The sequence below is a fragment of the Streptomyces longhuiensis genome, from assembly GCF_020616555.1.
Lineage (GTDB): Bacteria > Actinomycetota > Actinomycetes > Streptomycetales > Streptomycetaceae > Streptomyces > Streptomyces longhuiensis.
On record NZ_CP085173.1, the window covers coordinates 388,677 to 410,761 of the forward strand.

The following is a 22,085-nucleotide window of genomic DNA, read 5'->3' on the forward strand; positions in this document are numbered from 1 at the left end:
GGGAGCGGGGCCCGCCGAAGCCGGATCAGGCGCGCAGGGTGACGCCGAAACGGGTCTTCATCCGGCGCAGTTCCCACAGCGAGACGGCGGTCACCGACAGCGGTCCGCCCAGTACGGAGCAGAACTGGACGATGGGCGGGCCCGCCGGCATGCCGTCGCCGATCACGCTGAAGGCCGCGAACACCCACACCAGCGTCAGGGTGAGGACAGGAGGCAGCATCGGGTGGACCTGGGCGCTGTTGAAGGCACTACGGGCCGAGTACAACGACGCCATGAAGAAGAAGGGAAACCCCCACACGATCACGATCAGCGAGGCGACAGCCAGCACGTACTCCCACCAGCTCTTCCCGTCGTCAGCGTTGACGGTCAGGGCCGTCGGGACGAGGACCCCGCCGATGACGACCAACGTCAGCACGTACCAGCCGACCGCCTTGAGCGGAGCGCGCAGCCGGGAGCGCAGACGCGGCCGCAGGTGCGGGGGCGCGTAGTAGATGAATCCGATGATGACCAGGGGCGCGGCGATGATCAGCACGAACGGGGCGACGATGAGCTGGGCGGCACCGCCGTACGCCGCGTCCTCCCAGCGGTTCGGGTCCACGTTGTAGGCGAGGATCAGGGCGATGGTGGCAGCGGCACCGAGCACCGTGCGGGCCAACTGGACGCGGTCCACGGCGCGGTCCTCGATCCGACCGTCGCCTTCCTGCACGAAGAGCCTGGTGGCAACGCGGTGCGCGGAGCGCAGGATCGCGCCGACGAGCCCGAAGGGAGAGCCGAACGACAGGCAACCGCGGCGGCGCCGGGCGGCGGGCCTCGTGGGCTGGGGGCCGTAGGGGTACGGAGGCTGGTTCGGGTACGGGTATGGCCCCGGATTCGGTGGTGGCGGACCGTACGGGCCGCCCTGCGGTGGTCCGTACGGAGCGCCCCAGCCGCCCTGGCCTCCCGGTCCGTTGCCGCCAGGCTGACCCGGGCCGTTTCCCGGGCCCCATCCCCCCGTAGCCATGCCGCTCCCCTTTCGCTCTGGGCCAGTTGGTGCAGGGCGTAGTGTATTGGCACATCCGGTGACAGGGGCCTTGCTCGTTGCCGGTCGCGCCGCTTCGCCCGACGCGCCAGATAGGGCCCGGGGATCCCCGGCCCGTCATCTGCGGGGGGACGGGCCAGTACCCGAGTGCGCCTGCATGACCGTGCGCCTACTCGCGCTCCCCTACGCCGAGCACGCGGACCACCCGGACGACGGGCGGCCATAGCCCCCCCCCGCCCCGCGCGTTGATGCTCCAATTGCCGTCAAGGCGGTCTGGAGCCAGTTGCGATAGGCGCGGGCGAGGTTGTCGTCTCTGTTGAGTCTCCGTTCGAATCTGGAGATGGTGGTTGGCCAGAGGCCAAAGTGCTGGGCCGCGGCGGGGTCGTCGCGGTCCCGATGTTCTGCGCCGGCGTCTATGTCGCCGAGGACGCCTGGTAGTTCGCCACGCTGCTGTGCGGGCCCAGTCTCCCCGCCCTCGTGAAAGTCTTCGTGTGCTGCGGCGCATCGACCCCGCCGACATGAAGTTCGCTCCCAGGCCGCGCGCAACTCGACGAACGCCGCCGGCCAGGCCCCACCCCCGCCCGCTCCCTGCTACCGGGGCCCACGGCCCGCCACCGTGGTCCTCCGAGACGATCGGGGCGGTCGGGAGCGGCAAGACCCGGAACGCCGCGGCTTCCCCCGCACCTGGCGCCTGTCGTTGGACGTCTGCCGCGAGCGGCTGGCCGACGATTTCTCTGTCAAGCCAGCATGTTGGCCTCGACGCGACATCGACCTTGGCCTCAGCGGCCTGCTCGACCTGGACCTCTTCGCAGACATCAGCCCTCTGACGACGGTTCAGCACACGCCGATGCGCGGCCCCTACTCTCGCTGAGGGCCGAGCACCCGTGCGTTCACGCCGCCCGGCCCAACCCGTCGGTAACTTAATCAACTCGTGATCGCCACAGGCCAGTTGGCGGGGCCGACGGCGCCTTACGATCGCCCGATGTCACGCGCCAGGTACCAGGACCACGCCGCGGCGGCAGCCGCCGCCGTCTCGCTCGCCGCACTGTGCCTCGTCGCCGCGTACGCGGATCCGACCGGCCTGTTCGCCCCGGTAGGCGCTCAGACCCTGCGCCCGGGGGACGTGCACGGACTGTGGTCGCTGGCCGGATGGCTGGTGTTCCTGCCAGTCCTGGCCGCGGTGGCGTACGCGGGAACACTGGTGACGGTGCGGACGGCCGCGCCGGGCACCGGGCGCGGCCGGGTGCTCCTTCGGGTCTGGGGGGTGTGCGTCCTCGCGGGCGGCCTGGCCAGGTTCGGGCAGGCCGTCGCGGGCACCGTGGGAGTAGCCGTGCACAGCGGCAGCACGGACTTCCTACCGGTCGCGCTCTGGTCGGCAGGACTGGTGGCCGAGCGGACGGCGCTGCTCGGCTGGCTGCCCGCACTGGTCGCGGCGCTGGCGCTGCGGCGTTCGACCCCGCCAGGAGAGCCGGCGGCCGGACAGGACCTCCGGTCGATCGTCGCCCGGACGCTGCCGACCGCTCTGCCCGCCGGACTGCTGCTGCTCGGCGCCCTGGCCTCCTCCTCACCCGCCGCCTCGATATCCGCAGGCCTGACCGCCCAACTGCCCGCGATGTCAGCTGTTTTGGTGACGACGGCGGCGACCGCGCTGCAACTGCGCGGCGAGCGGCGATTCGCCCAGGCGCGGGGCATTGGACTCCTGGTCGGCGGCTGGGTCTGCGCGCTCGGCGCGGGCGCAGTGGTCGGCGTGGTCGACGGACTCGGCACAGTGGTGCACGAGGCGGTGTCCGGCACCGACGACCTTTCGGCGATACCCATGGCAGGCCAGGCGGTCGCCGCGGGGCTGGCGCTCGGCCTGGCCTTCGGGTGGGCCCTCGCCCCGACCGAGTTGCTCCTACGCCGCCTGCCACAGGTACGTACGAACCCACGAACAGGCCTGCCGCTGGCGACGGTCCTGGTGCTGCTCGCCGTCGTCGCAGGGAACCTGCTGACCGCGACGCCGGACCGCACCGCGCCGTTGAGCGCCGCCGTACGGGCCACCGGGTCGCAGGAGCTGCCCGCACTGACGGTGCGGAGCCGGACGATCGTCGATGCGAACGGCCGTCAGGTGTTGCTGCGCGGCGTGAACGTCAACCAACTCAACGATTACGGCACCAACGGCCGGTCTGGAGCCAAGAGGGTGCTCCCACTGACCGAGAACGACTTCCAGCAGATGGCCGCCGCGGGCTTCGACGTCGTACGCCTCAACGTCAACTGGTCACGCCTGGAGCCCACCCGTGGGCACTGGTCGCGGGCCTACCTCGCCCGTATCGAGCAGGCCGTCGACTGGGCCGCCGAGTACGGCATGTACACCGACATCGACATGCACCAGGACGCCTACTCCCGCTACACGGCGGGAGCGAAGAGCAGCGCGTGCGCGACACCGCTGCCGGGCTTCGACGGCGCGCCCGCCTGGGCGACGCTCACCGACGGACTCTCCCGCTGCCAGGGGCTCGACCGGGACACCACGTCCGCCGTCCAGCGCGCGGCGAGCAACTTCTACCACGACACCGACGGCATCCAGGGCCACCTCGTGGACACCCTCGCCCTTCTCGCGCGCACCTTCGCCGACAATCCGGCGGTGGCCGGATACGGCCTCTACAACGAGCCGGGGTTCGGTGACGACGCGAGCACCAGCAGCTCGGTGCTGCTCGGCGCGTACTACGACCGAGCGCTGAAGGCGATCCGCGCGGCCGAGAACGCGACCCCAGGCGGCTTCCACCACCTGGCCTTCCTCGAACCCAGCGTGCTGTGGTCCGGGCTCGGCTTCGCCGCGACGCCGCTGCCGGCCTTCACCGACGATCCCTGGACGGTGTTCGCCCCGCACCTGTACAACGAGTCGATCACCATGGACCAGACCCTCGGCATCACCCTGGTCTCCGTCGAGCGGGGCTTCACACTGGCAGAGCGGCAGGCCAAGGCATACGGGATGCCTATGTGGAGCGGCGAGTGGGGCTGGTTCCCGTTCACGGGCAAGCGCGCGCAGTCCCTGGCCGAGCGATTCCAGGACCAGGCGGACGCGTACCGGATGGGCGGCGCCTTCTGGGTGTGGAAGCAGGCCTGCGGCAGCCCCGAGTCGAGCACCACGTCCCCGACGACCGGCAACTACGTCCAGCAAGACTGCGCCACCGGCGACACCCTGCCGCCGGCCGCCGGAGTCAAGGGCCTCGTGGTACGGCCCTATCCGCGGGCCGTACCGGGGACCCTGGACGCGCTCTCCAGCTCGCGACACACGCTGTACTTCAGCGGCACGAAAGCGAAGAGCGCTCGCTCGTGCACCCTCGACGTGTGGTTCCCCGGCGCGGCCTCGCCGAAGCTCACCGTGCACGGGGTGACCGATGTGAAGTCAGCGCGAGAGAAGGGCGGTTGGCGGATCACGGGCTGCGCGACCGGTTCGTTCCGTGTTCAGGCACGAACCGGCGCGGCCTAGAACCGCATCAGGCAACGGTCGCCCTCTGACCACGCCTTGGATTGACTCTGACTGGGCGGGCCATCACCTAGGAGGCGCGGCATCCCGGCGGCGTCTGTAGGCGCCAGAGATCAGCACGACGCCGAAGACCAGCTGCACGACGCTCCTCCCTGAAACAGGCCACGAGTCCGACTGGCTGGGGGAACGACAAGAAGTGAAGCGTCGCCCGTTGGGTGCAACGTCCAGCACGCCCCCAAGCACCCACAAGCGCTACGAGCCGCCCAAGAGGTTTCTCGGAATCCGAGAAACCTCTCAGGGTCGTCGTGCTCACATCCAGCAGGTCAGACGCGCTGGTGTTCGTCCTTCAGGGACGTCACGATCTGCGTCGCCAGCTTCTTGGCCGTGGCAGCGCCGTTGTCGTGCCCGTCCGTGGACATGACGCTGACGACGTCGGTGCCCGCGCGCACGGCGATCAGGGTCGTGCCGTTCTGCCAGGCGCTGTCGGTCAGGGTGATGGTGTAAGCGGCGTCGCCCAGGCCGGGCGTGGTGGCGCCGGTGACCTTCACTTTGGTGTGCGTGTCGGAGTCGGTGAAGGTCGCGCACGCAGTGGCGGTTTTCTCCAGGTCCGTCAGCACAGTCGTCGAGGTCGTGCCGCGGTAGGTGTCGATCTCCTGGGCGATGTCCTCGGAAGTGGCCTTGCTGACGTAGTCGTTCTGGGCGAAGGACACCCCCGAGTCGCCGGTGATCGTTATCCAGCTGGTGCCGCCCAGCAGGGAGCAGTCCGGCTTCGGCGCTGGGGAGGAACTCGGCGAGACGTAAGTGGTGCCGGTATCCCGCGCGCCGCTGGGGTCGACCGCGAAACCGGCAGCGAAGAAGGACGCGGGTGCCAGCGCCTTCTTGAGCTGTGCGCCCGTCAGGAGACCGGCGTTGGGGTCCTTGGCCGGCTTCGTCTTGGCAGACGAGGGCTGAACGGTGGTTCCGGATGAGCAGGCCGCCAGGGCCAGCGGGAGCACGGCTGCGGCGAGCAGCGCCTTGGCCGCGCGGGAGAGGTGACGCATCGGGATTTCTGAGTCCTTCTTTGAGGAGTGGTGCGGTTGAGCCGAGCGGACTCTACGGGTGCACAGGCCGTACACAGGTATCGAGGTTCCCAAGATCAGTAAAAGAGTTCCGAGAGCGCCGAGCTTCTTGCTTCGGGACCGTAGTTGAGCTCAGCGTGACTTACGTCCTGAAGGACTCGGCCTGGTGTGACCAGGCGCGGCTCGTCACTGCGCAACGAGCCCGCGGCTGGCGATGACCACAGCGACCGCGGGCATGGTGAGCCGGGGATGATGCCCTGCGCCGCGTCGAGGAGACCGCCCACGAGGTCAGGCGCGATCTTGAAAATTCCGCCGGCCGCCGCGTACGACGAGCCCGCGAGTATGCCGCCGGTCAGGCACGGCCTCCAGCCGAGGGGCTTGACCATGCCGCCGCCCTTGATGCCTATATGGAGCAGTACCGTCAGCGCGACGGCGAGGCCGACGATGCCGAGGTTACCGAACAGGCTGTTCACGGTGGGTTCCTTGGCTAGGCGGCGCGGCCGTACAGCAGCGCGCCGAGGGGGACGGAGGAGACGGGTACGGCGGCGAGCCAGGCGATGGGGAACAGGCGGTGCCGGGTGCGCCGGTAGATGACGATGGCGGCGAGGCCGTAGATCGTCCACGCTCAGCTGCTCGTCCAGTGGCCGGCGGCGAACCAGCGCGCCGTGTCCGCGCCCCAGTTGACGAGGCCGATGGGCCATCCGGCTGCGGCGGTGCCGTGGGTCAGAAGCCAGCGTTGTTTGGGTGTCAGTGCTGCGAGGGCTTCGGCGAGGGATGTGCGGGACAGCTCGATGTGCGGGCGGCGGCGCTCGCAAGGCGCGGGCTCCTCGTCCGGATCGTCGTCCACCGGGTGCGGATCCGGGTCCGGATCGGGGTCCGTGCTGGTGGCAGGCTCGGGTTCCTCGTCGGCGCCTGCCTCGGCGTTGCCGTCGAGGATGTCGTCGAGCCAGTCCGGCGGGCGGGGCTCGAAGCCGTCGGGCAGTTGAGCTGGCGCGGAGGGGAGTTGCGGCTCGTCTGCGTCGGGGCCAATGCCGCGCTTGCGGAGCCAGTCACGAATGGTGAGTTCCTACTGGTCGAGGCCGGGGCGGGTCTCGGTCATCGGGTGCCCTTCAGCTCGTTGGTAAGGCGGTTGACCGTGCGGACGACGGTGGAGCGCGGGACGTCCTTGCCGTGGATGCCCTGCACGCACTTGTAGATCCGCTCCTTGTCCCGCATGCCGGTGGACAGGGCTGTCCTGATCGAGTCCGTGACGGTCTGTCCCGGCGGGGCAACGGGGCGGAGGTTGCCCTCTGACCTGCTGTCCTCGATGCCCTGCTCGTTGTCCCAGACGGCGCGGACAGTGTCCTCGTCGGCGTCGGTGCGCAGGCGATCGAGCTGGTCAAGGACATCGTCGAGGGCGGCGTTCGGGACCGTGTCCATGACAGCGCGGACAGCCGCCCGGACAGTGCCCAGGGCGCGCCCCGACCTGTCCTGCTCGTTGTCCTGCTGTCCGGTCTGGACGGGGTCGAGGAGGTCGAGGCGTCACCGAAACCAGAAGGCCCTCACCCACGCAAGGCCACCCTGCCGTCACCAACGTGCCCGAACTGAACACCTAGGTCTGGCCGCCGCCTCCAGGAGGAGGTAGGGCGCGAGCGCTACTCAGCGGCAGCCCGGCACCGTCCAGGAAACCGCACTGGTCACGGCTGCTGCTTCGTGCGACTGGCTGAGGCTTGTTGAGCGTCCGCGCCGGAACTGGCGTGTCGTTGGGTCTCCTGTGGGCCGTGCCAGTCCAGGCACATCACGGTGGCGTCGTCTTCGAGCCGCCCGCCAGCTGCGTCCCGGACTGCGGACGTCAGCAACAACGCGGTCTCCCGCGGGTGCAGGCCCCGGGTGCGCTCCAGTAGGGCAGGCAGGTCGACCTTCTCCCCATGTCGTTCGACCATGCCGTCGGTGAACATGAGCAGACGGTCGCCATGGCGCAGATCGAGGTCCTGCACACGGTAGGGGAGGGTCGTGAATTCCGACAGCCCGAATGGATGGTCCACCTCACAGGTGATCACCTCTGCAACGCCCTTGCGCATGCGCAGTGGCCAGGGGTGTCCCGCGTTGACGAGCTGGGCCCGCCCGGTATGGAGATTGATGCGCAGCAGCTGCCCGGTGGCGTGCCCGTGGCCGTGGTCGACGAGTGCCCGGTCGACCCGTTGGGCCTGTTCGGCCAGGCCGGCTCCTGCGCGGCGGGCGCCACGCAGGGCGCTCACGAGGACCGTGGCAGCCAGGGCCGCATCGAGGTCGTGGCCCATGGGATCGGTCACCGACACGTGCAGTGCGTCCCGTTGCAGGGTGTAGTCGAAGGTGTCGCCGCTGAGGTCTTCGGAAGGCTCCAGGCTCCCGCACAGCGTGAACTGTGCGGCCTCGCACGAAAGAGACGAGGGAAGCAGCTGGTACTGGATTTCCGCTGCCAGAGTGGTTGGCCTGGAGTGTTTGCCCCAGGTGTAGAAGTCGGTGAAGCGCTCATTGGCGATCACGATGTAGGCCAGGACATGGGCCGCTTCCCCGACCTCATCAAGGACGTCCTTGCCGGGATCGGCTGGCAGGAGCAGTTCCAGCAGCCCGATCGCGTCCCCCCGGTTGGTGACCGGCACGATCACTCGCTGCCCCTGATCGGTCACCTCCTGATAAAGCCGCTGGGTACGGATCACCTCCTCGTAGGCGCTGCCGAAGACAGGGATCCGCTCCGTCTTCAGCCCATCCTCCGCGGGGGCTGTCGACAGCCGCGCCACCGCCTTCCCCGTCAGGTCCACGATGAGGAAAGAGACCTGCGTGGCCCCGAAACGCAGCCGCAGGTCCTCCGCGATCACATCGACGGCATCCACCGGCGCCGCCGTCTCCGCTGCCGTCAGCAACCGGGGATGTCCGCTCTGCCCACCACTCACCACCGCAGTCCTTCCGCCAGTCCCACCTACCAGCCTGAGAATCACCACACTGAGCGTCAACCCATGAAAAGAAACAATATGTACGGATCCTTCAGTTTGTGTCCACGAAACTGTGTCTGTTTCCCGACGTCCGCCCGCAGGCACAGTCGCTATGACTGCTCAGTCACGAACCCGACGACGGGCTGGCTCCTTCGCCCTGCTGTGTAGCAGCAAAGCCGAGGCGCTTACAGGCGCCCCAGTCACGGCGGTGGCGCCGATAGCCGCGTACCTGCCGTTCGGCTTGGGCGGTCGGCGAGTAACGGTCGCGCGGCCGGCTCCCCGGTTTCGCCTGCGCGGATGTGGACGTGCTCCATTTCCTGTGCCGTGCGGGCCTGCCAGATGCGGAGGAGCTGCTCGACGATCCGTCGTGGGTTACACGGCTCGGCGGCCTCGCACACGACTATGAGGCGGCGTACGTGGATTGCGGAGACCTGATCCACTCGGCCGCGGGCGCACACCGACCCTCCTCGGTGTGCGCCCCCGCCTTGGGCGACGGCGGTCGATGCGAGTCGAGTTGCGTCAGGCGGCGGCGCGCCCCTGCCGCCGATTGGTCACGTTGAGTTCCCTGCCTCAAGAGAGCGCGAGTCGACGGCCCCACGGCGACCTGGAAACACAGGCCCTGGCGCGCCTTTGGGTGACGGGGCATCCCTGACCCCAGGGCAGGTACCGACCCGCTTTGTCACCGTCCCGGCCCGTACCAACCAGACGACGATCCCCGAGCGCAGGGTCAGTGACCGGTGGCCGTCGTATTCCCAGGTCAGAGTGGCTTTGATGATGGAGTCCGTCTGTTCTGCGAGGGTGCCATCCCAGCTGGAGTGGGCTTCGTCGGCGTTTGTGATGCCGTCGTGGGCCATGCAGCACTTCGACGAGCGGCGCCCGAGGGCGTCGTAACGGCAGTGGGCGCGTGCGCGGGCGGTGCCCACCGTCAAGTGCGGACGCGCCAGAGGTACCTGGCCACGTAGGGCAGCGCGAGGTCACCGGCCGCCGAGTACGCGAGCAGATCGACGCTCTCCAGGCCGAGCTGGACACGGAGCTCCTCGACGTCACCGACCTGCCGGTCACACCGGTACCTGGACAGTTTCACCGGACGTCGGAGTCGCCCGTGCCGCGCAGATGGAGGCCTGCGCGGCACCTGTCGAAAGTCTTGCTGTAAAGGCATCGCGATGCCTCGCCGTGCCTTGAGCTTAGTGATCAGACCTCTTTCCTGCAGAGGCTGGCGTCACGGCAAGAACGTGCGCGCATAGCGTTTGTCCGTGTCTCAGGCGAAACGGTCTCCGGCCGACTGGCCAGGGTCCTGCTGTAATGGGTAGGGCAGAAAGCGGCCGGAAAGGCAATCATGCGAGTGCTCGTAGTCGAAGACGAACGCGGGCTTGCCGCGGGACTCGCGCACGGCCTCGCCTCCGACGGCTTCGTCGCCAATATCGCCTATAACGGTGTGGACGGGCTCTGGCATGCCGTCAACGAGCCGCACGACGTCATCGTGCTGGACATCATGCTGCCCGGACTGACCGGATACGAGGTCCTCAAACGGCTACGGATGGCCGGCGTGTGGACCCCAGTGCTGATGCTCACTGCCAAGGACGGCGAGTGCGACGAGGCAGACGCCCTCGATCTCGGGGCCGATGACTACCTGAGCAAACCGTTCTCCTACGTGGTGCTCGTCGCCCGCCTGCGGGCCCTGCTGCGCCGCGGGGCACCGGCCAGACCCGCCGTACTCACAGCCGACGACCTCAACTTGGACCCCGCATCTCGCCGATGTCACCGCGCAGGGCGGGAAATCGCTCTGACAGCGCGGGAGTTCGCGCTGCTGGAATTCCTGCTCCGCCACCGCGACGAGGTGGTCAGCAAAACCGACATCCTCACCCACGTGTGGGACGAGAACTACGACGGCGACACCAACATTGTCGAGGTGTACGTCGGCTATTTGCGGCGCAAGATCGACGTCCCCTTCGACCGCCAGTCGATCGACACCATCCGCGGGGCCGGCTACCGGCTACGCGGCACAGGCCAGTGACACGATGGCCCGCCCGTGCCTGGGCCTGGTGGAGCCGCCGGTCGCTGCGCCTGCGGCTCACCGCCGCGGCAGCACTCGTGATCACAGCGGCACTGGCGGGTGCCGCCGTAGTGCTGGTCGCCTGGCTTCGCACCAACCTCATCAGCGGACTCGACCAGACCGCCTGGCAGCGGGCCCAAGCCGTCGCCGAGATCGTCAACTCCGGAAACCTCCCTGCCGCGCTGCCCTCCGCCGGCGATCGCGACATCACCGCCCAAGTCATCGACAGCAAAGGCACGGTACGGTCCAGCTCACCGAATCTAGAAGGCAACCAGAGAGCGTTCACCTTCGCCCCGGCACCGGCCACCTCGGATGAGCCCCACGCCCGTAGCGTGCATCACCTTCCCCACGGAGAGAACGGAACATGGCGCGCCGTGGCCATCCGCGCCGGCACGCCCAACACGCCGATGACCGTGTACGCCGCCGTGCTCACGGAGGACGTCGACAACAGCCTCGCCGGGCTCACCAGGGGGCTGGCCATTGGCGTGCCGCTGGCCGTTACCGTGCTCACCAGCGTCGCATGGCTGCTCACCGGGCGTGCTTTGCATCCCGTAGAGGTGCTGCGCGCTCAGACCGCCGAAATTACCGTCTCCGATCTCAGTCGCCGTCTCGATGTGCCCCCATCAGCCGACGCGCTGGGCCGGCTCGCCACCACACTCAACGATCTACTCGCCCGGCTAGAGGCCTCTACGCACAAGCAGCGCCAGTTCATCGCCGACGCGAGCCACGAGCTGCGCAGCCCCCTGAGCAGCCTGCACACGCAACTGGAGGTCGCCGCCCGGCATCCCGAATCCACGGACTGGCGCAGCCTGGGCCCGGTCCTCGTAGAGGACAGCGAACGCCTCTCCCGTCTCGTCGACGACCTGGTGCGCCTGGCCCGTCTCGACGCCCGCCCTCAATTCCGCACACGCCCCGTGGACCTGGACGAGATCGTCTTCGCCGAAGTCCGGCGCGCTCGTCAGCGCACGCATCTCACCATCGATCAGCACGCCGTCAGTGCCGCGCGCGCGGACGGCGACGTTGACGCCCTCACCCGCGTGGTGCGGAACCTGCTGGACAACGCCCTCCGGTACGCCACCCAAAGGATCGACGTGAGCCTCGGCGTCTGCGACGGCACCGCGCAACTTGTCGTCTCCGACGACGGTCCCGGCATCCCCGGACCCGACCGACAGCGCGTTTTCGACCGCTTCACACGCCTGGACGACGCGCGGGGCAGAGACACCGGCGGCAGCGGACTGGGACTCTCCATCGTCCGCGACATCATCACCGTCCACCGCGGCACCGTCCATGTCGAGGACAACGCCACCGGCGCCCGCTTCGTCGTCCGCCTCCCCATCACACAGCACTGAATCGAATCCCTCGAAGGAACATCATCAACGAGGTGCTTTCGTTGAGACCTCGACGATCTGTTCAGGACGCGGGCCGTAGGCCAGGACCACCTGCCCGTTGGGCTGCTGGGGCTGCCCAGTGATCCGGTGGGTCGGGGCCGGCAGCATGTCGAGCGGGTGACGCCGGATGTGCCAGGTCTGGTAGGCGACCAAGGCGGCCAGCACTCCCACCAGCATCACCGAGCCCCACAGCGTGCCCAGTCCGAGTCCGCCCTCGCTGACAGGCTTGGTGATCGAGTCACCGGCTGCCGCGCTCAGTGGGCGGGTGAGGATGAACGCCAGCCAGAACAGCACCATCGTGTTGATGCTGGTCAGGTAGTGGGCGGCGAGCAGGAGCAGCATGACTCCGGCGATGGCGAAGAAGGTATTGCGGAATCCCAGGCCGGCGCCGTGGGCCAGCCAGTCGCCGCTGGCGGTGCCGAGGGTGTTGGACACGAGAATCGCAACCCAGTACAGAACCTCGCCCTTGCGTGAGGCGATCTTCTCCACGTCATAGGTCTGCCCGGTACGCCACCACACCACGAAGATGATCACCAGGAGGCTGGTAAGGATCACCGCACCAGCCCCGTAGCCAATCCCGTTACTGGTCACAGTCCCGGAATGGCCGACCCCGCGGTCCATGAGGTCCGAGATGGCGGTCCCGACGATGCTGGTGCTAAAGATCACCGTCCAGAAAATTCCCGGATGAAAGCGCTTGGCTCGCAGCTGGAAACCGACGACGATCACGAAGAACACGAAGAACACGATCGCACAGGCGACGTACCCAAACTTGAGTTCGATCGCAAATTCGTCACTGCCAGTTTCCCCGAGAGTCACAGCGACGATTTTCAGCGCCCAGAACAACGCTGTCACAAGGGGGAGCTTCCGCAGCACATACTTGGCCGAGCCATCCACCCTGGAGGACCGGGGCGCGGTGACAGTCATAATTCCACCTGTCTCCAAATATTCCGTTGCCGCATGCACGGATCTGATTAGGCTCACGCAGCAATGCACGCGACATAAGAACGCTGATGCCGCCGGGACATGAAATCGGACCGGCTACAGTCCGACGATTCATCTCGCGACCGCGACTGACGCGAAGCAACTCTTCCACACCCCCGCTGAGAGCTCGCTGAACGCGGCCGAGAGCATCCTCAGATCCATACACCTGCCGACAGCCATCAGCGAGCAATTAGCCCGCAACCCCACGCGGTTCTCAAGGTCGCTCCCGCAACCCCATATCTGGCCCGGTCTAAACCGGGGGCTCCCACGCAAGAGAAGGGATGACCGGGCGGATTCCGCGGCTTCACCAGCCTGCTCCCCCGCGCTGTCCTCTCCCAGACGGCCGCCACCGCTCGGCTGAACTGGCTCCGCCGCCTGCTGACCGGCCGCCCAAGCCCCACAAATCCGCCATCGCCGCCCTGAGGGCTCGACAGCGAGCCTGGCGAGCCCGGTCGGCCCGGATTGGCGGCGTCGCAGGCATGCCGCGACGCCGCCGGCCCCGGGCACTGAGGGTCAGGGAGCCTGGCGGATGGCCCGCTTGCTCGCGTCGGCTTGCTGCGCGCGCAGCGGCAAGAACACCTGCTGCTTGGAAACCACGCCCTGGCCCTGCTTGCTGAGGATGAATCGCATCAGCTCCTCCATCACCGGATCCAGCTGTTTGCCCGGGCGCTTGTTCACGTTGAAGTACGTGACCCGGCTCAACGGATACGCCGCGGAGGCGACGTTCTCGTACGTGGGCGCATACGCCGTCGCCCCGTTGTGCTCGCTGAGCGCGATGACCTTCACGCCCTGGTCGACGTAGGCCATGCCGGTGTAGCCGATCGCGTAACGGTCGGCCTTGACGTCCTTGGCGATGGGGAAGACGGTCTTCTCCCAGCGCACGTCGGGATCTGCCGGAGTCGAGCCGTCGCCGGCGCCGGGGCGCCACTCGCCCCGCTTGCCGGCTGCGTTCAGGACACGCTGGCGGACGAACTCCTCGAAGCCGTTCCACGGCTGCAGACCGACGATGTGGACCGGCTTGTCGGCCCACTCACCGGTGGCGCCGAGATCTCCCCAGGTGAGCGCGGGCGAGCCACCGCGGTTGCGTGTCGTGGAGAACGCCGCGTCGAGCTGGTCGAACGAGAGCTTGTCGACGGGGTTGTCCTTGTTGACGATGATCCCGACGGAGTCGAGGAATCCGAAGTGGCGGTAGCTGCCACCCGAGATCGGCACGCTCAGCGGGTCGTAGCCGAAGGCGTCGTGAAATCCCTTGACGTCCGTGGGTTTCAGCTCGCGCGAGACGAAGACACAGTCGAGGTTCCCCTTCACCAGCTCCAGGGCGCCCAGGCTGCCCGCATAGGGCGGGTTCACGGAGATGTGCACCCGCGGATACTTCTTCTCGAACTCCTTGATCCAGGTCTTCGACAGCGCGGCCAACACGTCCGAGGCCCCGCACTGGTAGTCACCGTGCAGAGAGCTCTTCGGCTTCGCGCTGTAGGAGGACAGGGCCGCATCGAGCGAGGGCTGCAGCAGCTCCCGCTCGGGCAGAGGGCGCCCGTGTGCCTGGTTGTAGGCGTCCTGGTCATCGGTCTGCGGCGTGACCGTCTTCTGCGGCGCCATCGCCCACGTGCCGAAGTCCTTCGCGTCGTTGTCCGGCTGCGCCTGACTGGTGAGACTGGCCGCCACCAACAGAGTGGTGGTCAGTGTCAGTGCAGCGGCTGCTCGTGAGGCTCGTCTCATGAAGCAATCTCCCGGAAAGTCAGAGGCGAAAGGCAAAGCACAAACCCATGACGCGAACGGGGCTGCCCTGCCATCGAGTTGGCCGAGAGACTAGGTGGCACGCTCAACCACAGCCACGGGACTCGGACGAAAAGGTCGTTGATCTCTGTTCTGCCCGTTCTGCCACCGGCCGGGACGATCCGCCACCGGCTGCGCAACACAAGACGGCGGCTGTCTGTGGCTGGCTGCGCGGTGGTAAGTGGCGAGTGGCAGCAAGTGGAGCCGGCAGGAGCAAGGCGGCTGCGCAGGACACGACCTCCGGGGCCGGTTCGGTATCGCAACGAGCCGGTCGCCATCAGCCCGGGAAGCACCTTTGGGCTGCTCTGTTGCGGTCTACTTCCGCTGCAGGAGCCCCGGCGGGAAGAAGCGCCGTTATGCACCGGCACACAGCCGTTCACGCCCCGCTGATGGCGCTCCCTGGAAGGTCGGCGCAGCACTCCGGACCCGGAACGTAAGGGAAGCGGGGCGTTACTCGGCCAGTGGCAGCAGCAAGGTGAAGCGCGTGGGCGACCGCTGGCTCAGGCTGAGGCGTGCACCTGCGCTTTCGGCGAGATCGAGAGCGAGGGACAGGCCGATTCCCCTGCCGGGTCCTGTCGTGACGCCGCGCTCGAAGAGGCGTTTCGCGTCGATGGCGAGAGTTCCCTCGTCAGCGACGTCGAGGGCGAGCGCGCCGCCGAGTTCGCGCAAAGTCACCGTCACTGTTCCCGTGCCGTGGCGGCGGGCATTGTCGAGGAGGATGTCGAGGATCTGGTCAGTGGTCCGGCCGGGGACGGGCAGGGTGAGCGCTGCCGGGTCCGGCACGACCTCCATGCGACGGCTGTCCTGGGCGAAGGGGCCGTGCCAGCGTGCCTCGACCTGGTCCAGGAGGTCACCGGCCGGACGGGTGGAGGCGACGGCGGCCGGCAGCGCTTCCGCCGTGGCCAGTCGAAGGACTTCGTCAATGGTGTGCTGAAGGTGGTGTGCCTGCTCCAATGCCTCTTCCAGGGCGGCACGCTGGTCCGCTCCGGGGGTGTTGAGCCCTGTTTCCAGACCCAGTTGCAGGCCGGTGAGCGGAGTGCGCAGCTGGTGGGAGGCGTTGGCGGTGAAGTGCCGCTCGCGTTGGAGTAGTTGAGCCAGGTGCTGGACCATCGTGTTGTGGGTGGCGGCCACCTGGTCGATCTCGGTGATGCCGCAGAGTTCGGCCCTTGCGGACAGGTCGCCGTCCGCGATGGCCAGGGATGTCCGGGAGAGGGCCTCCAGAGGGGCGCTCAGGATGCGTGCCTGTCTGCGGGCCACGAGGACGGCGACGCCGAGCGCGATCAGGACTGCGGCCACCAGGGCGCCCCAGCCGAGCAGGACGCGGTTCCACACTCCTTGCGTGGCGGTGGAGGCGCGTACGACACCGATGACGCGTTCGTTCTGGGATACGGGTACGGCGGCCACCAGGTCGTCATCCGTCTGCTCCTGGACCACCTTGTCGGCCATCGCGCGGCGCGTGGCGCTGTCGGCTGTACCCGGGCCGGTCCCCGCACGCAGACGCAGCTGTCGGTCGTAGACGCCGACCTGGCCTTCGGATGGCCCTGGCGGCAGTTCGACCGGGTCGCCGGAGGCGAAGTCAGGGCTCACCCGGGCCGCGGCCGCCATCGCGCGGCGCTCCACCTCTCCGCGTTCATCGGCGAAGAACGACACCCGGATGGCCACGGCGAGCGGCACGGCGAGCAGGACTAGAGCCACCACCGCGGCCACCAGGGCCACCCTGACAACGCGCTTGTTCATGGCCTCCATGATGCGGGCGCGCACGCGTGTGACCGGCAGCCACAGGCAGGTTTTGCCGTCGTCTAACCCTGCGCGCGCCGGGCTCTAACCAGCCGCTGCCTAGCGTCGCAGGTATGCAGTCGGCCTCACTCGTGAAGGAAACCACGATCATGCGACGCAAACTCGTTCTTTCCGTTGCCGCGGTGGCACTGGCCGCGGGCACAGTGGCGGGATGCAGCGGCGGCAGCACTTCCGCATCTGGCGGCGGCACGTCGAACAGCTCCGGTCCAGCGCCCGCTCCCACCGAGTCCAACCCGGCCGGTGACATCCCCGACAACCAGGCGTACGTCGTCTACAAACCGGCCGGCGGCGGCTTCACCGTCAAGGTCCCCGAGGGGTGGTCTCGCACGACGACCGGCAACGCGGTGACTTTCACGGACAAGCTGAACCGGATCGAGATCGCGCCGACGAACACGTCCGTGGCTCCCACCGCTGGGTCGGTGAACACGAAGACCCTGCCCGTCCTGCGCAAACAAGTTCCTGGTTTCCGGATGGGCAAGGTCACGACCGTGTCCCGCCAGGGAGGCAAGGCCGTACTGGTCACCTACCGCGGGGACAGCGCACCGGACTCCGTGACCGGCAAGGTCGTGCACGACGCGTTCGAGCGCTACGCCTACTCCAAGAACGGACACGAGGTCGATCTGACGCTGTCCGGACCTGTCGGCGCCGACAACGTGGACCCGTGGCGCATTGTCTCGGACTCGCTGCGGTGGCAGTGATGACCAGCACCCCATGTGCCAAGGCCCCGGAACACGCCGACAGAGACGCACTCCGGGCCACGGACCTGTACCGGTTCTACCGGGCCGGCGAGGAGGAGACCCTGGCCCTGCGCGGCGTCACGCTGCAGGTCCGGCGTGGGGAGACCGTCGCTGTCATCGGGCCGTCGGGATCCGGCAAGTCGACCCTGCTGGCGTGTCTGGCCGGTCTCGACGAGCCGGACGGCGGCGTCGTACACATCGGCGGGGAGCGGATCAGCCATCGTCCGGAGGCCGAGCGGTCACGCGTCCGTGCCCGCCGTATCGGCGTCCTGCTGCAGTCCGGCAACCTCGTCGCGCATCTTGACGTCAGCGCCAACATCCGCCTCGCGCGTACCGCAGCGCCCGGCGGGAGCAAGCAGTCTGTCGCCTCGCTTCTCGACCGGGTGGGGCTCGGGCACCGGGCCCGGGCTCTGCCTCAGGAGCTGGCCGGCGGCGAACTCGCCCGTGCGGGCCTTGCCGTTGCCCTGGCCAACGATCCTGACATCCTCCTCGCCGACGAGCCGACCGGTGAGCTGGACGGAGCGACGGAGCAGCGGATCCTCCGCCTGCTCCGGGCCCGCGCCGATGCCGGGGGCGGGGTGCTGGTCGTCACCCACAGCCCCGAAGCGGTCAAGATCGCCGACCGGGTCATCACCCTGCGCGACGGAAGGATCCCGTCATGAGCACCACGGACGACGCGGGCGTCGTGGTTGCCGGGGAGGTACTCGTCCGGTGCGAGGACGCGGCCCGCACCTACGGTTCGGGTCCTACCGCTGTTGTCGCGGTGCACGGTGCCACCTGTCAGGTGCGGTCCGGCGACCGGATCGCCATCACCGGACCGTCTGGTTCGGGCAAGTCCACCCTGGTGCATCTGATGGCCGCGCTCGAGGAGCCCACCGCCGGGAGGGTCAGCCGGCCAGGTCTCACCGAGGGGCGCATGACCGGACAGGTCGGGGTGGTGTTCCAGGGCCCCAGCCTCATACCGGCCCTCGACGTGGCCGAGAACACCGCACTCCCGCTCGTCCTCGCCAAGATCCCGGGAGCGGAGGCGGAGATCCGTGCCATGGACGCCCTCGCCCTCGTGGCTGCGGCCGATCTGGCGCGCAAGCTGCCAGAAGAACTATCGGGCGGTCAGGCCCAACGGGTGGCCATCGCCCGCGTACTGGCCCTGCGCCCGCGCCTGGTCCTGGCAGACGAACCCACCGGTCAGCTGGACCGCGCGACGGGCCAGCACATCATCGACGTCCTCATATCCGTGGCCGACGAGATCGGCGCCGCCCTGGTCGTCACCACGCACGATCCCACGGTCGCCCAGCGGCTGACCGAGCAGTGGGAGATGCACGAAGGCCGTCTGCAACCCGTGCCCGCTCCGTCGCCACGGACTGGAGCAACGGCTCACCGGAAAGACACGCCATGATCATCAACTGGATCAGCGGGCTGCTGCGACGCCGCGCGGGACGGCTGGCCGCCACCGCGGCCGGAATCGCTCTCGCGGTCGCCCTCGTGGCCTCGCTCGGCTCGTTCCTGACCGCGTCGAAATCGACCATGACCGACCGGGCCGTCCGCTCGGTCGCGGTCGACTGGCAGGTGGAGGTCCAGCCCGGAGCCGACCCAGCCGGGATCCTTCGGACCGTGAACTCCACACCAGGAGTTGGGAACGCGCAGAGTGTCGGGATGGCCCGATCCACCGGATTCGAGGCCACCGGCCAAGGCAGCACGCAAAACACCGGACCGGGCGTCGTCCTCGGTCTGCCCGACACCTACCGGTCCGCGTTCCCCCGTGAGATCCGGCAGCTCACCGGCGCCACGTCCGGCGTGCTCCTCGCCCAGCAGACCGCGGCCAACTTGCACGTCGCTCCCGGCGACAGCGTCACGGTACGACTGCCCGGCACGCGGCCCGCCGAAGTGAAGGTGTCCGGTGTCGTCGACCTCCCGCAGGCCGACTCTCTGTTCCAGAAGGTGGGCGCACCGCCCCAGTCGCAGCCCACCGCGCCACCCGACAACGTCCTGCTGCTCCCCTCCCCCGCGTTCGACAAGCTGACCGCGCCGGTCAGGGCCGTCGACCCCGCGGCCGTCACCACACAGATCCACCTCACCCGCAACGCACCCCTGCCCGCAGACCCAGCCGCCGCGTTCACGTCCGTCACCGCTGCCGCCCACAACCTGGAGGCACACACCTCCGGAGGGGCTCTCGTCGGCGACAACCTCGGTGCCGCCCTCGACGCGGCCCGCCAGGACGCCCTCTATGCGCAGATCCTCTTCCTGTTCCTCGGCGTGCCGGGAGCGGTGCTCGCAGCCCTCCTGACCACCGCGGTCGCAGGCGCGGGGGCCGGGCGCAGGCGCCGCGAGCAGGCACTGCTGCGCACGCGTGGGCTGCGGCCCCGTCAGGTCATGGCGCTGGCCGGCGCAGAGGCCGCCCTGGTCGGTATGACCGGCGGTCTCCTCGGGCTGGGCATCGCGGCGCTGGTGGGCCAAGCCGCTTTCGGCACCGCCTCGTTCGGTGTACAAGGCGCGTCGGCCATCGGATGGTTCGCCCTCGCTCTGGTCCTCGGACTCGCCGTCGCAGCCGGTGCGGTTCTCATTCCGGCGCTGCGCGACCTGCGCGGCGGCACCGTCGCCGCCGCACGTCAGGTCGTCGGCCGCGCTCGTTCACCGTGGTGGATGAGGTTCGGCGTGGACTTCATCCTGCTCGCCGCCTCGCTCCTGGTGTTCCGAGCCTCGAGCGGAAACCAGTACGCGCTGGTCCTCGCGCCCGAAGGGGTCGCTAGCATCTCGGTGTCGTACTGGGCATTCCTGGGACCGGCATTGCTCTGGTTCGGTGGCGCACTACTCCTGTGGCGCGTTGCCACTGTCGTACTCGCCCATGGAAGGCGGCCGCTGGCACGTCTGGCCCGTCCGCTGACCGGAACGCTTGCGAGCACAACGGCAGCGAGCATGTCCCGCCAACGCCGTCCGCTGGCCCGCGCCATCGTCCTGCTCGCCCTCGCCGTCTCCTTCGCCGCTTCCACAGCCACGTTCAACGCCACCTACCGGCAGCAGGCCGAGGTCGACGCGCAGCTCACCAACGGCGCCGACGTCACCGTCACCGAATCTCCCGGCACTGCCGTCGGCCCCGGCGCGGGGCACTCCCTGAAGGTGGCCGGAGTCAGGCACATCGAGCCCGTCCAGCACCGCTTCGCCTATGTCGGCGCCGACCTTCAGGACCTCTACGGGGTCAACCCCGCCTCCATCACATCAGCGACCTCCCTCCAGGACGCCTACTTCGCCGGCGGTACCGCGAAGAGCCTCATGAACAAGCTCGCCGCGCGGCCCGACTCCGTCCTGGTCAGCGAAGAAACCGTCAAGGACTTCCAGCTCTCTCCCGGTGACACCCTCAACCTGCGGCTGCAGGACAGCCGCACCGAGTCGCTGCACACCGTGCCCTTCCACTACGCGGGCATCGTCAAGGAGTTCCCCACGGCGCCCAAGGACAGCTTCTTCGTAGCCAACGCCGACTACATCGCCAAGACCACAGGCAGCAACGCAGTCGGTGCGTTCCTGATCGACACCGGCGGCATCCATCAAAGGAGTGTCGCGGCCACGCTGCGGCACCACTTGGGAACCACCGCGACGGTCACCGACGTCGTCGGGACCCGCTCCACCGTCGGCTCCAGCCTCACCTCGGTGGACCTGGCCGGGCTCACACGCATCGAACTGGGCTTCGCGGTCATCCTGGCCGCCGCCTCGGGTGGCATCGTGCTGGCGCTGGGGCTCGCCGAGCGGCGACGGACCTTCGCCATCACTACTGTCCTGGGCGCCACCCGGCGGCAGTTGCGCGGTCTCGTCCTGAGCGAGGCGGCCGTCATGACGGCCGGCGGTCTGGCAGGCGGTGCTCTGATCGGCTGGACCCTGTCCCAGATGCTGGTCAAGGTCCTCACCGGCGTCTTCGACCCTCCCCCGTCCACCATCGCGGTCCCCTGGAGCTACCTCACCCTCACCGTCGTTGTTGCTATCGCAGCGATCGCCGCGGCCGCGCTGAACGCAGCACGCCTCTCCTCGCGACCAGCCGTCGAGGAGCTCCGAGAACTGTGAACCTGTGGAGCCTACGATGCGGACCATGAGCCCGCCCGTGCCCCAGGAGGGGACCCGTGTCCTGGTCGTCGAGGACGACGAAACCATCGGCCGCCATCTCGAAACCGGACTGCGGGGCCACGGATACACCACGGTCCGGTCCCGCACCGGCACGAGCGCGCTGGCTGAGGCACGCGCTCACTCTCAGGACATCGTGCTGCTCGATCTCGGCCTGCCCGATACCGACGGCATCGACATCGCCCGCACCCTGCGAGCCGAATTCCCCGATGTGCTCATCGTGATCCTCACCGCCAGGAGCGACGAGATCGACGTCATCGCCGGGCTCGACGCCGGAGCCGACGACTATCTCGTGAAGCCCTTCACCCTCACAGTCCTGCTGGCCAGGCTGCGCGCTCATCTGCGCCGCCGGCCGTCCGGGCCTGTACCACAGGAACAGCCCATCCACCTGGGCGACTTGACCGTGGACACCTCCGCGCGGCGCTGCCTGCTCGACGACCAGGAGATCTCGCTGCGTCCCAAGGAATTCGAGCTGCTCGCCCTACTCGCCCGGCACGTGGGGGCAGCTGTCTCCCGCGAGACACTGATGGCGCAGGTGTGGGACGAGAACTGGTTCGGGCCCACGAAAACGCTCGACGTCACCCTCGCCTCGCTGCGCCGCCGCCTTCACCTGGCCGCGGCCGACTCACCGCGCCCCTTGCGGCTGCCGGAGATCACCACGTTGCGGGGACACGGGTACCGGCTCGACAGAGGTACCGACACGCAATAGCACGTGCTAAAAACCCTCTCGGCCACAGCAGCGGACGGGCCCAG

18 protein-coding genes are annotated in these 22,085 nt (G+C 68.6%); 8 read left to right on the forward strand and 10 right to left on the reverse strand.

Going from position 1 to position 22,085, the window contains the following annotated elements; translation table 11 throughout:
* Positions 1-25 precede the first annotated feature (25 nt).
* Positions 26-1,000 (reverse strand): hypothetical protein, encoded by a 975-nt coding sequence (locus LGI35_RS01965; protein ID WP_227291846.1) that lies wholly within the window; start codon positions 998-1,000, stop codon positions 26-28.
* Between the two features lie 1,000 nt (positions 1,001-2,000).
* Here LGI35_RS01965 and LGI35_RS01970 point away from each other — a divergent pair.
* Complete coding sequence (locus LGI35_RS01970) at positions 2,001-4,487, forward strand: glycoside hydrolase family 5 protein (protein ID WP_227291847.1); 2,487 nt, start codon at positions 2,001-2,003, stop codon at positions 4,485-4,487.
* Between the two features lie 320 nt (positions 4,488-4,807).
* On the opposite strand, the gene LGI35_RS01975 is transcribed toward LGI35_RS01970, so the two are convergent.
* From LGI35_RS01975 to LGI35_RS02005, 6 genes are all read right to left on the reverse strand, one after another.
* Positions 4,808-5,524 (reverse strand): hypothetical protein, encoded by a 717-nt coding sequence (locus LGI35_RS01975; RefSeq protein ID WP_227291848.1) that lies wholly within the window; start codon positions 5,522-5,524, stop codon positions 4,808-4,810.
* 95 nt (positions 5,525-5,619) lie between these two features.
* Complete coding sequence (locus tag LGI35_RS01980) at positions 5,620-6,015, reverse strand: hypothetical protein (RefSeq protein WP_227291849.1); 396 nt, start codon at positions 6,013-6,015, stop codon at positions 5,620-5,622.
* Between the two features lie 152 nt (positions 6,016-6,167).
* A complete protein-coding gene (locus LGI35_RS01985) occupies positions 6,168-6,389 on the reverse strand; it encodes a hypothetical protein (protein WP_227291850.1) in 222 nt (73 codons plus the stop codon).
* A gap of 248 nt (positions 6,390-6,637) precedes the next feature.
* Positions 6,638-6,961: a hypothetical protein gene (locus LGI35_RS01990; protein WP_227291851.1), complete on the reverse strand. Its 324-nt coding sequence runs from the start codon at positions 6,959-6,961 to the stop codon at positions 6,638-6,640.
* A gap of 257 nt (positions 6,962-7,218) precedes the next feature.
* Entirely contained in the window at positions 7,219-8,454 is a 1,236-nt protein-coding gene (locus LGI35_RS01995; RefSeq protein WP_423835676.1) for a PP2C family protein-serine/threonine phosphatase, read from the reverse strand.
* Between the two features lie 964 nt (positions 8,455-9,418).
* Positions 9,419-9,577 (reverse strand): hypothetical protein, encoded by a 159-nt coding sequence (locus LGI35_RS02005; protein ID WP_323182890.1) that lies wholly within the window; start codon positions 9,575-9,577, stop codon positions 9,419-9,421.
* A gap of 252 nt (positions 9,578-9,829) precedes the next feature.
* Here LGI35_RS02005 and LGI35_RS02010 point away from each other — a divergent pair, with 252 nt between their 5' ends.
* Together LGI35_RS02010 and LGI35_RS02015 are read left to right on the forward strand one after the other, a co-directional pair.
* The gene (locus tag LGI35_RS02010; RefSeq protein WP_227291852.1) at positions 9,830-10,507 is read left to right on the forward strand and encodes a winged helix-turn-helix domain-containing protein; all 678 of its coding nucleotides are present in this window, start codon (positions 9,830-9,832) and stop codon (positions 10,505-10,507) included.
* Between the two features lie 110 nt (positions 10,508-10,617).
* Positions 10,618-11,895 (forward strand): sensor histidine kinase, encoded by a 1,278-nt coding sequence (locus LGI35_RS02015; protein ID WP_227291853.1) that lies wholly within the window; start codon positions 10,618-10,620, stop codon positions 11,893-11,895.
* A gap of 24 nt (positions 11,896-11,919) precedes the next feature.
* Here the strand turns inward: LGI35_RS02015 and LGI35_RS02020 are convergent, their stop codons facing one another.
* From LGI35_RS02020 to LGI35_RS02030, 3 genes are all read right to left on the reverse strand, one after another.
* Positions 11,920-12,858, reverse strand: coding sequence for a COG4705 family protein (locus LGI35_RS02020; protein WP_227291854.1), 939 nt, complete (start codon positions 12,856-12,858; stop codon positions 11,920-11,922).
* 570 nt (positions 12,859-13,428) lie between these two features.
* Entirely contained in the window at positions 13,429-14,634 is a 1,206-nt protein-coding gene (locus LGI35_RS02025; RefSeq protein WP_227291855.1) for a PstS family phosphate ABC transporter substrate-binding protein, read from the reverse strand.
* Between the two features lie 507 nt (positions 14,635-15,141).
* Positions 15,142-16,428, reverse strand: a complete 1,287-nt coding sequence (locus tag LGI35_RS02030; RefSeq protein WP_227291856.1) for a sensor histidine kinase — start codon at positions 16,426-16,428, stop codon at positions 15,142-15,144.
* 149 nt (positions 16,429-16,577) lie between these two features.
* Between LGI35_RS02030 and LGI35_RS02035 the strand changes: the two genes are divergently transcribed.
* The 5 genes from LGI35_RS02035 to LGI35_RS02055 are packed head-to-tail and all read left to right on the forward strand — an operon-like array spanning position 16,578 to position 22,041.
* Entirely contained in the window at positions 16,578-17,186 is a 609-nt protein-coding gene (locus LGI35_RS02035) for a hypothetical protein (protein WP_227291857.1), read from the forward strand.
* A complete protein-coding gene (locus LGI35_RS02040) occupies positions 17,186-17,887 on the forward strand; it encodes an ABC transporter ATP-binding protein (RefSeq protein ID WP_227291858.1) in 702 nt (233 codons plus the stop codon). The genes LGI35_RS02035 and LGI35_RS02040 overlap by 1 nt, the downstream gene beginning before the upstream one ends.
* Complete coding sequence (locus tag LGI35_RS02045; protein WP_227291859.1) at positions 17,884-18,621, forward strand: ABC transporter ATP-binding protein; 738 nt, start codon at positions 17,884-17,886, stop codon at positions 18,619-18,621. The genes LGI35_RS02040 and LGI35_RS02045 overlap by 4 nt, the downstream gene beginning before the upstream one ends.
* Complete coding sequence (locus LGI35_RS02050; protein ID WP_227291860.1) at positions 18,618-21,275, forward strand: ABC transporter permease; 2,658 nt, start codon at positions 18,618-18,620, stop codon at positions 21,273-21,275. Before LGI35_RS02045 ends, LGI35_RS02050 begins: the two co-directional genes overlap by 4 nt.
* Before the next feature lie 16 nt (positions 21,276-21,291).
* Entirely contained in the window at positions 21,292-22,041 is a 750-nt protein-coding gene (locus LGI35_RS02055; protein ID WP_227291861.1) for a response regulator transcription factor, read from the forward strand.
* Positions 22,042-22,085: the final 44 nt, after the last annotated feature.